Below are 13,118 nucleotides of genomic sequence, written 5' to 3' on the forward strand. Positions count from 1 at the left end.
GTGCGGCGCTCCCTTAGTTTTTTTACGCGGAAAAAACTACAAGCCTCCGAACCTGCATTCCTGGGCAAAATGTTAACAGGAGCAGAAGGAGGCTTAAGATATCATGAAATCAAGGCAGTATATTCCCATTATTGTTCTGGCAGTTCTCGCTCTGCTAGTTGGGGCGAACAGCTTCTTTGCCAAACCCCCGGACAGCGATGCACCTAGGTTCTTCCAGTCTCAGGCAGGCGGCGCCGGCAGCTCTCCTGCAGATGTGGTCAAATTCGAGCTGGACATAGAGCTGATGGATGGCGATGAAATTGAAATGGACTATTCCAAAGACCGAGACGGCAGACCCCGAGCTGAAATTGTACGGCGGAATGGCGAGAAATTAAGTGGTGATGAAGCTGCAGCCGAAATTGAAACTTTAATCAGCTCCCTACCTCCCCTCACCTCCCGTGAGCCCCTAACTTTGGTTCAGGGTGTGTTGGACCAGCTGCAAATCGCCCAGGACGATCTCGAGGAATTTGAGCTGAAATATCGCATGACTGCAGGATTTTCCAACAAAATCGAGTTGGAAATAGACGACTTTGATGATACGATGAATGATGATTAATGCAGAAATGCTGCGCCTCGATGATACTCTGCGCAGCATTTTTATATTCCTAAAAAAAGATTGATAAAATGACGGCGACTGCTAGAGACGGCAGCAGATTGCCCACCGCGATTCTACTGACACCGAGGATATTAAGACCAATACCGACAATCAGCAATCCCCCAGTTGCCCCCATCGCCTGCAGGGCAGCTGCGTGAAACAGGGGTTCTAAAAGTCCGGCAAATACGGTGATTAGACTCTGGTAAATAAACACCGGAACGGCAGAAAACAAGACCCCGATGCCGAATGAGGATGCGAAAAAGACCGCGCTCACACCGTCAAGCATCGCTTTAGCCAGAAGTGTTTCATGAGTTTTGTGCAGCCCGCTTTCGAGTGCTCCGATTACCGCCATCGCTCCCACGCAGTATACGAGCGATGCAGTCACAAAGCCTTGAGTAATCCGGCTGGCTTCACCGACTGACTTACCCTTCCCCAACCGGTCCCCAATCTTCTCCAGTCTGGCTTCGATCTTGAGGATTTCACCGATAAATCCACCCGCCACAATACTGGCCAAGGGGATGAGGATATTGTCATGATCCAGCCCCATTTTTATACCTATAATCATAACAACTAGTCCTAAACCATGCATAATCGTGCGCTGAGTAGCTTCCCGGAGATGAAGCACCATTCCAATTACAGATCCGAGCGCAATCGCCAGCGCATTGATAATCGTTCCCCAAAACATCCCGAACCAATCCCCCTGCTGTCTCTAAACAAGATATTATTACTATCATATCGGGAATGGAGAAAATGTCAATCCCTCTCTTGGCTTAATTGAAACGAAAGCTGCAGCAGGCTGTCGGTTAGGTGGATGTGCTCCACAATTACATCATCGGGAACGCGCAGGTGAATTGGAGAGAAGTTCCAGATTGCTTTCACACCGAGCTTTACCAGCCGATCGCAGATGGCCTGGCTGACATCTTTAGGGGTAGTCATGACAGCGATGTCGCACTGGTTTTTGCTGATATAATCTTCAAGTGTATCGATGGATTGAATTTGCATGCCCGCAGCTTCCCCACCGATCACCTCAGGATCCGCATCAAAGATAGCTTTAATGAAAAACCCTCTCCGGCGAAAATTGGCATAGCTTACCAGCGCCCGGCCTAGGTTCCCCGCGCCGATCAACACCAGATGGTATTCCCGATCTAATCCCAAAATGCTCTCAATATGTTCCTTCAGCTCATCCACTCGATAGCCATAGCCGTGCAGGCCGAATGAACCAAAATAACTTAAATCGGAGCGGATCTGCGCTGCTGTCATATTTAGAGCTTTCCCAAGCTCAGCGGATGAGATTTTCTCCACTTCCTGGGACAACTCCGATAAATAGCGGTGATAGTTTGGCAGTCTGCTGATTACACCTCGAGGGATGCCTTCCTTTCTTCTCTGGTTGCGAATGCTCATCCAATCTCCTCCCAAAGTATTAAATTTTAACGCACTCTCAGTTTTTCAGCGTGGATAACCTCCTGACTGCTCACCCGATCTCTCACCACTACCTCTGCGATATAAGTTCCGGGCGGTGCCCACCAGGGTATATCCACCCATAAGTAAAACCAAATATACTCCTCCGGTTGATCGGAGGGATCATTAAACTCAATCACGTCAAGCTGTCTAAACAGCCGCAGCCCGAACCCTGTCTTTAAATAGACATCTACGGCAAGGTCATTGTAATAATATCCATCCTCGAAATAGCTTTCAAATCCGGTTACTTCTAAAAAAGCCCAAACCCTTGTGCCCCGTTCAAATACTCCCTCATTGGGCACATATTCAAAAAAGTCATCTTCATCGCTGGACCAGCCCATATCGGAAAACCGCAGGCCGGTTTCAATTTCCTCTAAAGCTGTTTCCGCCAGTTCGACCGCTGCAGCCGATACCGGTGCAAATATCAGCGAACTTAACAGCATTCCAATCAGGATTAAAATCATGTCCGCCATTCCTCCTAGGATTTTCGAACTCAATGTCGAATACAATCAACAACAGCGTTATTAATCAGAAAAGCATGAAAGGAAGAAAGCCTTGATCAAAGGATTAAATAAGGGCAGATGGACCCGGCCTACTGACAAATCAGCAGTTTATTACGAGTTTGAGTCCGGTAAACGATGGGGACTCCGCGTCACCCTCTATGAAAAACACGCTAAAGTGGAAGCCTGCCAAGGTGAAAAAGCGGTTTGGTACAATGCCCCCAAACGCTACAGCACCATCGTCTCTCCTCCTACTATCTTCGAGAAACTGAGGGGAATTTCCTTCGAAGATAAAGTATTAGCAGAAGTTGAGAATAAAAGAAAAGTAGTTGCCGAAGAAAATGGTGCTCCGACTTATTTTACAGATAACATGGAAGAATGACCGCAATTTCACTAAAGCTTTACAGGGAGAGTCTTGCTAATCCAGCTCATCTATCCCTATACTAAATGGGAGGCGAGGATATGAAAATACTTGTTGTAGCCGATACCGTCGATCCACTGCTCTATGATCATTTTCGACGGGAGCGATTCCCCGATAATATCGAATTGATTCTTTCCGCCGGCGACTTGCCAGCGTGGTATCTATCATATTTAATGTCTGTCTTTAACGCTCCACTTTACTATGTTCGCGGCAATCATGACTATGATTACGACCGAGAACCGCCGGAAGGCGGAGAGGATATTGATGGCAGAATAATAAAAGTGAAAGATATCACGATCATGGGTTTTGAAGGCTCCATGTTTTACCACTCTCCCCGAGCGGTGCAGCGAACCGAGCGGGAAATGTGGTGGCTGTGGCAGAAAATGCGGTTTAAAATCATGCTTAATCAGAAAATCGATATCATACTCACCCATGCTCCCCCATTTGGCATTCATGATGCGGAAGATCAATGTCACAAGGGCTTCCTTACTTTTTCCAAAATGATCCACAAATACCAGCCGAAATACTTTATTCATGGTCACACCCACTTAAATTACGGTCTCAAACAAAAACGAATCGATGTTGTCAACAACACTAAGGTGATTAACGGATACGGCTATTATATATTAGACACTGACGAAGATTAGTCCGCGCCTAAAGGAGGTGGCCAGATGTTCCTGCGAGGAACGGTCGAATCGTTCGATCGCCAAATGTCGGAGCAGAACCTTACTGAATCAATTGAGCTGGGACTGCGCACTGTCGAGGTAAAACGAATTGTCGGTTCAGTCAACCGCTGGCAGGATTTTGATTCTCAGTTTCGCTTTCGCTTAACCTCCCGCAATGCCATGGAGCGCTATGCCGGAATTAAAAAGGCATTAGAGGAAGGCGTGATCCTGCCCCCTGTAGATTTATACAAAATCAAAGACAAATACTATGTTGTAGATGGAAACCACCGGGTAGCTGCTGCCAAAGAAATCGGACAGATCTATATCGATGCCTATGTTACTGAGTTTCTGCCCACCGGTGATACACCGCAGCATCTGTTGTGGCGGGAGCGGGCCAACTTTGAGTACCGCACCGGATTATCGGATATCCAGTTTACTGAGCTGGGTATGTATCAGGAGCTGCTGAAGCAGATTGAGCGCTTCGAACACGAAGAATACAAAAGATATTATATCAACGACAGTTTTCTCCACGTCGCCAAGCAGTGGTATGAAGATATTTACAAACCGGTAGTTGAAGAAATCCGCCGGGAAAGACTTCTGGATGAATTTCCCAACCGGACCGAAGCAGATCTGTTTCTCTACGCTACTTACCACCGCATTGCTAAATCCAGGCTGACTCAGGAGCAGGTTACTTACCGAGAAGCGCTGGCAGACCTGCGTCCAACCGAGAAGAAGACGCTTAAGGATAAGATTTTTGATGTGATCAACAGTTTATTGAAGTTGAATGAAAACGTCCATGACTGTCCTCATGGACTGATTATAGATGAAGATGGATTGGTAAAGGTCACTAAAAACTGTGAAGGCTGCACCAAATGCGACCATAGTGCAGCGGCTCACCAACCTGAGCCGAAGATTCTCAGTGAAGATGATGTTCAAGGTGTGCATAACGTGTGAAAGAGCGCTTCCGTAAATCAAAGCGCTCTTTTGGTACCAAAAGGAGCGTAAACTATGCTGGAACAAGCTGCAGTAGATGAAATTTTAGAGATTTTAGCTCAACTCTATCCGAATCCTACAACTGAACTGGAGCACGAAACTCCCTTTCAGCTCTTGATTGCCACGATTCTTTCAGCCCAGTGCACTGATCAGCGGGTTAATATCATCACCCGGAAGCTTTTTGCGGATCATCCCACGGTGGAATCTCTGGAGCAGCTGTCGATTCAAGAAATTGAATCCTATATTCGCACCGCAGGGTTGTGGCAGACCAAGGCCAAAAATATCAAAAGAACCTGCGAGATTCTGATTGATAACTACAACGGCGAAGTGCCCCGAACCCGGGAAGAGCTGATGAAACTTCCCGGTGTGGGCCGGAAAACTGCCAATGTGGTGCTGGCTAATGCCTTTAATGTACCAGCTTTTCCCGTCGATACTCATGTTCACCGGGTGGCCAATCGGCTCGGTCTGGCAGCAAGTTCCAATCCAAACCAAACTGAAGAGCAGCTGACTGCTCTGATCCCGGAAGAATACTGGAAGGACGCCCATCACTGGCTGATCCTCCACGGTAGAAGGGTGTGCAGCGCCCGTAAGCCTAACTGCGAAGAGTGCCCTCTCGCCCACCTCTGCCAAACTGCTTTCACACACCAATAGGGTCGGGAAGATCGCTGTATGTGGGCTGATAATCCAAATCAGTGTAGATAATAACCGTCGTCTGAGGTGGAACTTGCGCGTTCGGCGCTGGAATCTGGTCGATGATGCGAGTGCCTCCGCCAGCCACTTCAACTCTAAAACCCTGCTCAGTCAGGGTTTTTTGCGCTTCATGAACAGCTTTGCCGAGCACATCAGGTACTTTTACCGCGCTGCGCCCATCAATCTCTTCAACTGCTCTGGTCTTAACACCTAAATAAGGCATGATCTGCTCTACCAATCGCGCAAACACGGGGCTGGCAATAATGCCGCCGTAAAACGCGCCTTGGGGTTCCCACAGCACGATTAAACCCACCATTTGGGGATCATCCTCAGGAGCATAGCCCGCAAACGAAGTAACGGTTTTAGAATGGGAGTAGCGTCCGTTTTCTACCAGCTGTGCAGTGCCGGTTTTCCCTGCCACATTATATCCTTTTACATCCGCTCTTTTCCCTGAACCGTTGGCAATCACTGACCGGAGCACACTGCTGACAGTGGCAGCAGTTTCCTGATCGATAACTCGCTCCGGCGGCGGAATATTCGGCGGCTGCTCACCCTCGGGAGTAACAATTGCCTTTACATAGTGGGGAACATTAAAGATGCCGTCATTGGCAATCGCAGCAAAGGCAGCTAAAAGCTGAATTGGTGTGGTTGTCAAGCCCTGGCCGAAACCAATATTGGCCCAAGTTACCAGGGGAACTTTTTCTGATGGCGGCCGCACTGTCCCAGGGGCTTCTCCCGGAAAATCCACCCCTAATCGATCACCAAGTTTAAACGCTTTCAGATAATCATAAAACCGTTCGCCGCCCAGATCAATTCCCAGCTTAGCGTAAAAGGGATTGCAGGAGTTCTCGAGAGTTTGAGTAAAGGACTGAGGTCCATGACCGCCCCGATTCCAGCAGCGGATTCTCCAACCCGAAACCATGATATACCCTGGATCAAAGAAGTGGGTGTGCAGACTAGCAATACCGGAATCCAGGGCGGCCGCCGCAGTAACCGCTTTAAAAGTTGAACCCGGCTCATATGTGTCTGTAACCACGATGTTTCTGCGGTTTTCAATTGGATAATCATTGTAATTGAGAAGATCATAGCTGGGATAGATTGCATTGGCCAAAATCTCACCGGTTTTCGGATCCGCAATCACGATTAAAGCCAGCCGTGATCCAGTTTCTAATGCAGCTCGCCTGACTTCCCTTTCCGCAATCTGCTGAATGTAGAAATCTATGGTAAGGATGATATCAGCTCCGTCTATCCCTGCGGTATATCCCTTGATTCCGTCATCAATAATGCGCCCCACCGCGTCTCTTTCAAAGACTGCCTCACCTTTGATGCCCCTCAGATACTGATCGTAATAAAGCTCAATTCCTTCCAACCCCTGATTATCAATGCCGACAATTCCCAAAACCTGAGGTGCAATCGAACCATAGGGATAAAACCGAGTTGGGTTATCAACTACACCCACACCGGGCAGATCAGCCCGGTGAATCTCAAGCACTTCATCAGTTGTCACTCGTTTCTTGATCCATTCGCTCGCCGTGGATTTTTTGAGCCTGTTAAGTACAAATTCATAATCAAGGTCAAGAATATCAGCGAGCGTGCGGGCAGTGGCTTCTTTGTCTTTGATCTCCATCGGTATAGCGTAAACCGCGCTGGCGCTCACTGTCACTGCAAGGGGAATACCGTTGCGGTCATAAATCGCCCCCCGTTTCGGATCAACGGGAATCTTCTGCAGCCGCTGCTCCATTGCCTTGCTGACATAGAATGGATTCTGGAAAAACTGGATATATACTAAACGTCCTCCTAAAAATGAGACTACTGCGATGAGGACTGCAAACATGATCAAGATGCGCCTAGCCACCATCGAACTGGAAACTCGCACAAGCCACCCTCCCCCTTAAAACAGTCGGCTGAAAAACTCCACAATGCGATTCCACAGCCGCCGCAGCACCGATGCCAAACCAGTGTTCTGGTTGGATACCAAATCTATTCGCCCATATTCCTCCCCATTGCGGATAATCACCAGCTCACCAACTTTATCGCCTTTATCAACCGGAGCCCGGTTGTCCTTTAGCTCGATCTTGGTATCAATCTCAGCATCTTTAGGCTCGAAGGCAAACATGGACAGATCCCGCTCCAAAACAGCATCGACGAGATGGGTAACACCATCGGTCACTTTTACCTGGGTGACAGCCTGCCCCGCAGGTATGATAGTTTTGAGTTTGGAATAGGCATACTCAACGAGCGCTTCTGACTGCTCATTGCGGGACTCGCGGCTGGGTGCCCCCAGCACAACAATAATTAAACTACGCCCATTCCGCTCCACGCTAGTTATCAAAGTGTGTCCCGCGGGTGTGGTTGCTCCGGTTTTAATTCCATTTACCCCTTCTACTTCATGAAGGAGCACATTGGAGTTGCGGATCGTGCGGTTCTGAGGCTTCAGTTCATACTCTTTGGTGGAAACCAGGCGTTTAAACAGCTCGTTTTCCATAGCAATCCGGGACAGCACTGCCATCTCGTAGGCGGTTGAATAATTTCCGCTGTAAATTGATAAAAGCCCCGTGCAGTCCACAAAATTAGTATCGGTTAATCCCATTTCTCTGGCCCGCTTGGTCATCAACTTAGCAAACTCTGCTTCTGACCCGGCGGTATACTCTGCCAGCGCTACCGCCGCATCGTTAGCCGAGGCCAACGCAGATGCGTACAAAAGCTCCTCTACGGTGAATTTGTCCCCTGCCTTAAGTTTGATCTCGGTTCCGTCCCGACTGGCCGCATTAGAACTCGCTGTTACCACATCATCGAGGGCAATTTTGCCCTGTTCCACCAGCTCGCAAACATAGAGCATGGTCATGATCTTAGTAAGGCTGGCAATGGATCGCTGATCATGCGGGTTTTTGCCGTAAATCATTTGATCGAAATCTGCGTCGTAAATGACGACTGCGACGGCGTTAATTTCGGGAAAATCCTGTGGTTGGGCAAATGCAAGATTTCCCAGGAAAACTACCAGCAGCAGAACACTGATCCATTTTCTCATCTCAACCCTCAACCCCCTTAGACGCTTACATAATCATACGCATGCAGATTGTATCTTAGTACGAGAATCTCGTACCAAGCTGCAATATTCTTGTAGTCTCTAAATCACATATTTAGCTTAGGCGGCATATAATGGTAATAGTTTTCTTTTTCCGGAGGAGTGACCCAGCCATGGAAGCCAAGCTGTTTGACAGCCATCCTGAATTGTTTAATCACTACATCGCCTCCCATCCCGCCGGCGATCTACTGCAGACTACCTACTGGGGAGAACTCAAAGCCCATACAGGCTGGGAAGCTCTCCCGCTGGCAGTATCCGCTAACGGCCAGATCCAGGCGAGTGCACTGATTCTCAAACGCAGACTGCCCTTACCCGGCAAATGCATTTTTTACTCTCCCAGGGGACCCCTGTTCTCCAGTCCGGAAGCATTGGATTTCCTGCTGGAAGCTGGACGCGAACTGGGTAAAGCTCACGGCGCCCTGCTGTGGAAAATGGATCCGGCGCTCAAAAAGGACGACCCAGTGTGGGCTGACACTGCTAGAAGACTTAAGCAAATTGATACCGGTCTTGATTTTAACAACGTGCAGCCAAAATTCATTATGGAGCTTGATATCCGCCCTTCTCTTGATACAATCCTGAAAAACATGAAAAGTAAAACCCGCTACAATATCGGCTACGCCGAGCGCCGCGGGGTTACTGTCCACTTGAGCCGAGTTAAATCTGATTTGGAGCTATTCTATCCTCTGCTTCAGGAGACTGCTGTCAGGGATAACTTTAAAATCCGCTCGTTCGAGTATTTTGAAAATCTCTGGGATGCCCTGGTTGTTCCCAGGACTGCTCAGCTGTTCCTTGCTTTCCATGACAACCAACCGCTGGGAGGAGCGATTGCCTTTTGCTTAGGAAGACGGGCCTGGTATGTATACGGCGCTTCCAGCAATACCAAACGCAATCTGCAGGCCAGCTATGCCCTGCAGTGGGCGATGATCCGCTGGGCTAAAGGTTTAGGGTGCACCACCTATGATTTCCGCGGTGTCTCGGGCGACCTCAATCCCGACAATCCCCTCTACGGCCTATACCGGTTTAAAGAAGGTTTCGGGGCTCAACTCGTTGAGTATGTTGGCGAGTTTGACCTGCCTCTTTCTCCTCTCTACACTTTGTGGAATCCTGCTGTTCGCATTTACAATCAGCTGACAGGTAAAAATAATAGTTAGGAATGAGTAGTTGATGAAATGGTTAGGGCCGACCTGGCTCGCTGTTGATTTAAGCGCAATTGGGGCTAACCTGCAGACAGTTCAGCATTTCACCAGTGCGCAAGTATGTCCAGTCATTAAAGCAGATGCGTATGGACATGGGATCAAGGCTGTGTCCATGTTTCTAGAGCTTAAGGGCGTTACGGGTTTGGCAGTCAGTGATGTTCAGGAGGCAGTTGAAATTCGCGAAGCCGGGGTTCAAACTCCGATATTAGTGTTAACACCCGTGCTGCCGGAACAAGCTTCCACCGCAATTGAGCACAATCTCACAGTAACCGTAAGCGATCCCCGCATCATCATTCCCCTTGCTGAGCAGGCTTTAACGCGGCAGAAACAGCTTCAGGTTCATTTAAAGATCAATACAGGCCTGAACCGGATTGGCGCTGCACCAGAACTCGCTGTTGACTGCGCCCGCCAGATTTTGGAGCAAAAATTTCTCCAGCTCGCAGGTGTTTATACTCATTTTGCCGAAGCTGATAGTAATTATGCATACACCAAACTCCAGCTTAAGCGGCTGTTAGAAGTGAAGCAGGCGTTTTTTGATGCAGGTCTACCGGAGCTGATTTGGCACGCCGCCAACAGCTCTGCTCTCTTCACCCTGCCGGAAAGCCACTTGGATTTAGTGCGGATCGGCACAGCCCTGTTCGGCCAGTCGCGAGTAAAGCTGCCCCCCGATATTAAGCTGAGCAATACCTGGCAGCTGTACACGCGAATCATCCAGGTGCACCGCGCTGCTAAAGGAGAGCCAATCGGTTACAATCGCACCTATATCACCAAGCGGGATTCGATCATCGGTGTGATTCCCATCGGATACAGCGATGGTCTGGGTTTGGTACCAAATAACGGCGGCCTGCGCCGCCATCTCCACAGCACCATCGTCCAACTGATTAACAAGCCGATGCAGGTCTCGATTGATGGCGTCAGCTGTCCGATTGTAGGTAAAATCGCCATGGGCATGAGCTGCGTTGACTTAACTGATCACCCCCACGCCCTGGATCTTTACGGTGCAGTTGTCAGCATCAGAGCCCGCCGCACCGCAATCAATCGGCGCATACCCAAAACTTACTTTCTCAACGGAAAAATGGTTTTAATCCACTGGCACGAACGCTTTTGGCAGCCGCTGTCCAAAGACGGAACAGTCTATGTTAAGGAAATCAGTGTCAAGGCTGCTCATGAAATCCTGAAAGGGAGGAATCGGTATGGTTCTTAATGGCAGAAAGTTTTTTAAAATATTCTTAGTGCTGATAATCGCTGCTGTGATCATCAGAATCGGGCTGATCCGCTTTAACCGCATGCAGTTTGGCGACGGGGTTGCCTTGATCTACATCGATGGTGTGATTGGTGAAAGCAGCGGTGCTTCGCTGGTGAAGACCGGCGGTTCTTATCTCGACCAGCTGCACGCTGCCGCTGAGGATGCAAGGATTAAGGCAGTCATTTTAAGAATTAACAGTCCCGGCGGTTCAGCAGCTGCGTCGCAGGAGCTGTATCGGGCTGTCCTAGATTTAAGGCAGCAGGGCAAACCGGTGGTCGCCTCCCTGGGAGATACTGCCGCATCGGGTGGGTACTATACCGCGGCTGCTGCTGATTACATTTATGCCAATGGCTCCACTATCACCGGATCAATCGGTGTGATCATGCAGTCTGCTAACTTAGCTGAGCTTTATGAGATGTTAGGCATTGATGTTGAAGTAGTTAAATCGGGAGAGTTTAAGGACATGGGCTCTGCTTCGCGACCCTTAAGCGACGCAGAACGAGAGCTGCTGACCGAGCTGATCATGGATGCGTGGGATCAATTTGTGGAAGATGTGTCCACTGCTCGCAATCTTCCGCGAGACCAGGTTGAACAGGTAGCCGATGGCCGGATCATGACAGGCAGGCAGGCCTTGGAAGCTGGATTAGTCGATGAACTCGGCACACTTAAGGATGCGGAGCAGAAAGCGCTGGAATTGGCGGGTATCACCGGTACATATTACATTCAAACCTACTATGAGAAACCCGGGCTGTTGGGGAGATTGCTGAGCATTATCGATGGTATTATTCCCAAAGCTGGCACCAACCTCCGCTATCAGTGGATTTGACAAATATGCCCCTACCCGGTATCATATTAATATCGAGGTGATTGTGCATGGATGATAACGAATCAAAAAAGAAGATTATCCAGCGCTTAAAACGCATCGAAGGACAGATCCGGGGCATTCAAAAAATGATTGAGGATGAAAAGTACTGCATCGATGTGCTCACCCAAGTTTCGGCAGCCCGCGCTGCGCTTGATCGAGTAGGTATGATTATCTTCGAAGAGCACAGCCACAGCTGTCTGCTGCGGGCAATTGAAGACGGACAGGTTGATGCCATCGATGAACTGATGGGCGCATTAAAACGATTGTTGAACTAAAAGACCGAGCAGTGGCGATGACTGCTCGGTTTTTCTATGGCAGCAGTTTGAGTGGGTCCACAGTTTGGTTATTGTACTTAATGCGGAAATCAAGATGGGGTCCGGTTGAAACACCGGTGGAGCCGACTCGAGCAATAGCTTGATTGGCGGCAACCACATCTCCCTTTTTCACCAAGAGCTGGGAATTATGCCCGTACCAGGTCGTGTATCCCCCGCCGTGGTCGATTACTATCCCGTATCCGTAATCACCCATCCATTCCGCCCTGATTACCCGACCGGCAGCGGCTGCCCGCACCACAGTTCCCTGAGCAGCTGCGATATCAATGCCACCGTGAAAATGGCGCACATTGGTAATCGGATGATTGCGCCAGCCATATGGTGATGATATCTTTCCGGAAACAGGCCAGTTGAATTGAGGCGGCCGATTGCTGGTTACCGCAGCAGCTGGTTTCACTGCTCCGGCAGGAATAGTTAAAAGCTGCCCTGCTTGGATGCGGTTGGGATCGTTGATTTCATTGAAATCTGCCAAGTCTGCGGCTGAAAGACCGAATTTTTGAGCTATCACTGATAAATTCTCTCCGGAGCGAACCACATATTCCTGCGTTTCCATGGCGGCAGCTGCGGCTGGAATCACCAAAGTCTGGCCGGGGTAAATGACGGTTGAGGCTAAGTCGTTCGCTTGGATCAGCTCATCTAAAGAAACGCTGTAAGCTTTGGCAATATGGGACAGGGTATCCCCTTTCTTCACGATATAAACCTGATTCGCTAGAGCGTCCGCTTGCAGTGCTGCCAGCGTCTGGGGTCCGACGATGCCATCTACCGCTAGGCCGCGGTCCCGCTGAAACTGCCGCACCACGGCATCTGTTTCTGCTCCGAAGATGCCGTCCACCGCCAGCTGATAGCCTAGATGATAAAGATATTCCTGGAGCTGCTCAACATCGGGACCCCGCGTTCCCTTTTTTAAATAGCGCGAGCCCAAACCATCAGCGATGCTGAGCGGCGAAATCAGAGTCAGCAGTAATAGCAAAATAAATAAGACGACAAACCTGACTTTCATATTTCCCTCCCGTTAGAACCTGCGCATTATTTT

The 13,118-nt window shown here is 49.2% G+C and carries 15 protein-coding genes; 9 read left to right on the plus strand and 6 right to left on the minus strand.

Annotated features, from left to right (window positions below):
- Nucleotides 1–103: 103 nt before the first annotated feature.
- Nucleotides 104–595, plus strand: a complete 492-nt coding sequence (locus GX019_07225) for a hypothetical protein (protein HHT36954.1) — start codon at nucleotides 104–106, stop codon at nucleotides 593–595.
- A 49-nt stretch (nucleotides 596–644) separates the two neighbouring features.
- Here GX019_07225 and GX019_07230 read toward each other — a convergent pair whose 3' ends face one another.
- The 3 genes from GX019_07230 to GX019_07240 form a co-directional block, all read right to left on the minus strand.
- The gene (locus GX019_07230; GenBank protein HHT36955.1) at nucleotides 645–1,319 is read right to left on the minus strand and encodes a DUF554 domain-containing protein; all 675 of its coding nucleotides are present in this window, start codon (nucleotides 1,317–1,319) and stop codon (nucleotides 645–647) included.
- Between the two features lie 68 nt (nucleotides 1,320–1,387).
- A complete protein-coding gene (locus GX019_07235; protein ID HHT36956.1) occupies nucleotides 1,388–2,035 on the minus strand; it encodes a redox-sensing transcriptional repressor Rex in 648 nt (215 codons plus the stop codon).
- A 26-nt stretch (nucleotides 2,036–2,061) separates the two neighbouring features.
- Nucleotides 2,062–2,556, minus strand: a complete 495-nt coding sequence (locus tag GX019_07240; GenBank protein ID HHT36957.1) for a hypothetical protein — start codon at nucleotides 2,554–2,556, stop codon at nucleotides 2,062–2,064.
- Nucleotides 2,557–2,647: 91 nt separating this feature from the next.
- Here GX019_07240 and GX019_07245 point away from each other — a divergent pair, with 91 nt between their 5' ends.
- From GX019_07245 to nth, 4 genes are all read left to right on the plus strand, one after another.
- On the plus strand, nucleotides 2,648–2,974 hold the full coding sequence (locus GX019_07245; protein HHT36958.1) for a hypothetical protein: 327 nt from the start codon (nucleotides 2,648–2,650) through the stop codon (nucleotides 2,972–2,974).
- Nucleotides 2,975–3,054: 80 nt separating this feature from the next.
- Complete coding sequence (locus GX019_07250) at nucleotides 3,055–3,660, plus strand: metallophosphoesterase (GenBank protein ID HHT36959.1); 606 nt, start codon at nucleotides 3,055–3,057, stop codon at nucleotides 3,658–3,660.
- Between the two features lie 24 nt (nucleotides 3,661–3,684).
- The gene (locus tag GX019_07255) at nucleotides 3,685–4,632 is read left to right on the plus strand and encodes a ParB N-terminal domain-containing protein (protein HHT36960.1); all 948 of its coding nucleotides are present in this window, start codon (nucleotides 3,685–3,687) and stop codon (nucleotides 4,630–4,632) included.
- Between the two features lie 54 nt (nucleotides 4,633–4,686).
- Nucleotides 4,687–5,322, plus strand: a complete 636-nt coding sequence (gene nth / locus GX019_07260) for an endonuclease III (GenBank protein ID HHT36961.1) — start codon at nucleotides 4,687–4,689, stop codon at nucleotides 5,320–5,322.
- On the opposite strand, the gene GX019_07265 is transcribed toward nth, so the two are convergent.
- Both GX019_07265 and GX019_07270 read right to left on the minus strand, forming a co-directional pair.
- Entirely contained in the window at nucleotides 5,309–7,237 is a 1,929-nt protein-coding gene (locus tag GX019_07265) for a PASTA domain-containing protein (GenBank protein HHT36962.1), read from the minus strand. The genes nth and GX019_07265 overlap by 14 nt on opposite strands.
- Nucleotides 7,238–7,252: 15 nt before the next feature.
- Nucleotides 7,253–8,389: a D-alanyl-D-alanine carboxypeptidase gene (locus GX019_07270; protein ID HHT36963.1), complete on the minus strand. Its 1,137-nt coding sequence runs from the start codon at nucleotides 8,387–8,389 to the stop codon at nucleotides 7,253–7,255.
- 170 nt (nucleotides 8,390–8,559) lie between these two features.
- Between GX019_07270 and GX019_07275 the strand changes: the two genes are divergently transcribed.
- From GX019_07275 to GX019_07290, 4 genes are read left to right on the plus strand one after another with little or no spacing between them, the layout of a single operon-like run.
- Nucleotides 8,560–9,597, plus strand: coding sequence for a peptidoglycan bridge formation glycyltransferase FemA/FemB family protein (locus GX019_07275; GenBank protein HHT36964.1), 1,038 nt, complete (start codon nucleotides 8,560–8,562; stop codon nucleotides 9,595–9,597).
- 13 nt (nucleotides 9,598–9,610) lie between these two features.
- The gene (alr, locus tag GX019_07280) at nucleotides 9,611–10,846 is read left to right on the plus strand and encodes an alanine racemase (protein HHT36965.1); all 1,236 of its coding nucleotides are present in this window, start codon (nucleotides 9,611–9,613) and stop codon (nucleotides 10,844–10,846) included.
- Nucleotides 10,836–11,714 (plus strand): signal peptide peptidase SppA, encoded by an 879-nt coding sequence (gene sppA, locus GX019_07285; protein ID HHT36966.1) that lies wholly within the window; start codon nucleotides 10,836–10,838, stop codon nucleotides 11,712–11,714. Before alr ends, sppA begins: the two co-directional genes overlap by 11 nt.
- 47 nt (nucleotides 11,715–11,761) lie before the next feature.
- Nucleotides 11,762–12,028: a metal-sensitive transcriptional regulator gene (locus tag GX019_07290; GenBank protein HHT36967.1), complete on the plus strand. Its 267-nt coding sequence runs from the start codon at nucleotides 11,762–11,764 to the stop codon at nucleotides 12,026–12,028.
- Nucleotides 12,029–12,062: 34 nt separating this feature from the next.
- On the opposite strand, the gene GX019_07295 is transcribed toward GX019_07290, so the two are convergent.
- Nucleotides 12,063–13,085: a peptidoglycan DD-metalloendopeptidase family protein gene (locus tag GX019_07295; protein ID HHT36968.1), complete on the minus strand. Its 1,023-nt coding sequence runs from the start codon at nucleotides 13,083–13,085 to the stop codon at nucleotides 12,063–12,065.
- Between the last annotated feature and the right edge of the window lie 33 nt (nucleotides 13,086–13,118).

The organism is Bacillota bacterium (genome assembly GCA_012837335.1).
Taxonomy (GTDB): Bacteria; Bacillota; Limnochordia; order Darwinibacteriales; family DTU012; genus DTU012.

Bases quoted from the DNA above. Each gene is read 5' to 3' on its own strand.
- GX019_07225 (HHT36954.1), top strand. From the start codon at position 104: ATGAAATCAAGGCAGTATATTCCCATTATTGTTCTGGCAGTTCTCGCT.
- GX019_07230 (HHT36955.1), bottom strand. From the start codon at position 1,319: ATGTTTTGGGGAACGATTATCAATGCGCTGGCGATTGCGCTCGGATCT.
- GX019_07235 (HHT36956.1), bottom strand. From the start codon at position 2,035: ATGAGCATTCGCAACCAGAGAAGAAAGGAAGGCATCCCTCGAGGTGTA.
- GX019_07240 (HHT36957.1), bottom strand. From the start codon at position 2,556: ATGATTTTAATCCTGATTGGAATGCTGTTAAGTTCGCTGATATTTGCA.
- GX019_07250 (HHT36959.1), top strand. From the start codon at position 3,055: ATGAAAATACTTGTTGTAGCCGATACCGTCGATCCACTGCTCTATGAT.
- GX019_07255 (HHT36960.1), top strand. From the start codon at position 3,685: ATGTTCCTGCGAGGAACGGTCGAATCGTTCGATCGCCAAATGTCGGAG.
- nth (HHT36961.1), top strand. From the start codon at position 4,687: ATGCTGGAACAAGCTGCAGTAGATGAAATTTTAGAGATTTTAGCTCAA.
- GX019_07270 (HHT36963.1), bottom strand. From the start codon at position 8,389: ATGAGAAAATGGATCAGTGTTCTGCTGCTGGTAGTTTTCCTGGGAAAT.
- GX019_07275 (HHT36964.1), top strand. From the start codon at position 8,560: ATGGAAGCCAAGCTGTTTGACAGCCATCCTGAATTGTTTAATCACTAC.
- alr (HHT36965.1), top strand. From the start codon at position 9,611: ATGAAATGGTTAGGGCCGACCTGGCTCGCTGTTGATTTAAGCGCAATT.
- sppA (HHT36966.1), top strand. From the start codon at position 10,836: ATGGTTCTTAATGGCAGAAAGTTTTTTAAAATATTCTTAGTGCTGATA.
- GX019_07290 (HHT36967.1), top strand. From the start codon at position 11,762: ATGGATGATAACGAATCAAAAAAGAAGATTATCCAGCGCTTAAAACGC.
- GX019_07295 (HHT36968.1), bottom strand. From the start codon at position 13,085: ATGAAAGTCAGGTTTGTCGTCTTATTTATTTTGCTATTACTGCTGACT.